This window comes from Dokdonia pacifica, assembly GCF_900188275.1.
Taxonomy (GTDB): domain Bacteria; phylum Bacteroidota; class Bacteroidia; order Flavobacteriales; family Flavobacteriaceae; genus Dokdonia; species Dokdonia pacifica.
In genome coordinates this window covers 1-1,196 of the sequence record NZ_FZNY01000028.1, presented here as the reverse complement: position 1 = coordinate 1,196, position 1,196 = coordinate 1, and the positions used below count along the sequence as shown (strand labels likewise).

Sequence of the window (1,196 nt, the reverse complement as noted above, 5' to 3'; positions counted from 1 at the left end):
ACAGTAAGTGCAAGTTCAAATGCCAATCCAGCTGCTTTATTTACATTTACTTGGAATACAGGTCAAGTAGATGCAGGAGTTACTACAAGTACATTAAGTAATTTAACTGCGGGAGTATATACCGTAAGTGTTACTATAGATGGAACAGTATGTTTAGCAGTAGAACAAAGTGTTACAGTAACAGAGCCAGCGAGTCCAGTTGCTGTTTCAGCAACTTCTACCGATGAGACTGGTCCTGGATTAAATAATGGAACAGCAACAGCAAATCCATCAGGAGGAACACCTCCATATACATATGCATGGAGTAATGGAGAGACAACACAAGAGATTACAGGTTTAGCACCTAACGACTATACAGTTACAGTTACTGACGCAAATGGATGTCAAGTACAAACGATGGTCACAATAAATGAAGGATCTTGTCAAAATTTAACGATTACTACAAGTGCAACGAATGTAAGTTGTAATGGTTTTTCAGATGGTACAGCATCATCAAATACAACAGGAGGCGTAGGACCATTTACATACTTATGGAGTAATGGAGCAACGACAGAAAATATTACAGGATTAGTAGCAGGTTCATATACAGTTACTGTAAGTGATGGAACAACCGGTTGTACTGCACAATCAACCATTGTTGTTTCAGAGCCAAGTGTATTGAGTGGCGGAATCGCAGTAAATAATGTATTATGTTTTGGAGATAATTCAGGATCACTTAACTTAACAGTTAGTGGCGGTACTTTCCCATACACATTTGCATGGAGTACAGGAGCTACGACTGAAGATATAGTAGATTTAGTAGCGGGAGATTATTCAGTAGTTGTTACAGATACCAACGGATGTACAATTACTGTAAACGCTACGGTTACTCAACCAGTAAAAGCATTAGAATTATCAGGTACAGAAGTAGATGTTCTTTGTAATGGAGAAGATACAGGATCTGTAGATATTACAGTAGATGGCGGAACCCCTCCATATACATATGCATGGAGTAACGGAGCTACGACCGAAGATATAGAAGATGTATCAGCAGGAAACTATTCTGTTATTGTAACAGATGCTAATGGTTGTACAATTTCAGCTAACTATACAATCACAGAGCCAGATAATGCATTAAGTGTAAACATTACAAGAGTTGATGCAACAACTGCTCAAGGATGTTTAAATGGAGAAGCGACTGCAACCGTAACAGGAGG

Annotated in this window: 1 protein-coding gene; it reads left to right on the top strand. The window is 38.7% G+C overall.

Annotated elements, in window-relative coordinates:
- Positions 1–1,196 (top strand): SprB repeat-containing protein (locus tag CHB80_RS24340; protein ID WP_179218271.1); only part of this gene is annotated, 1,196 nt, incomplete at both ends.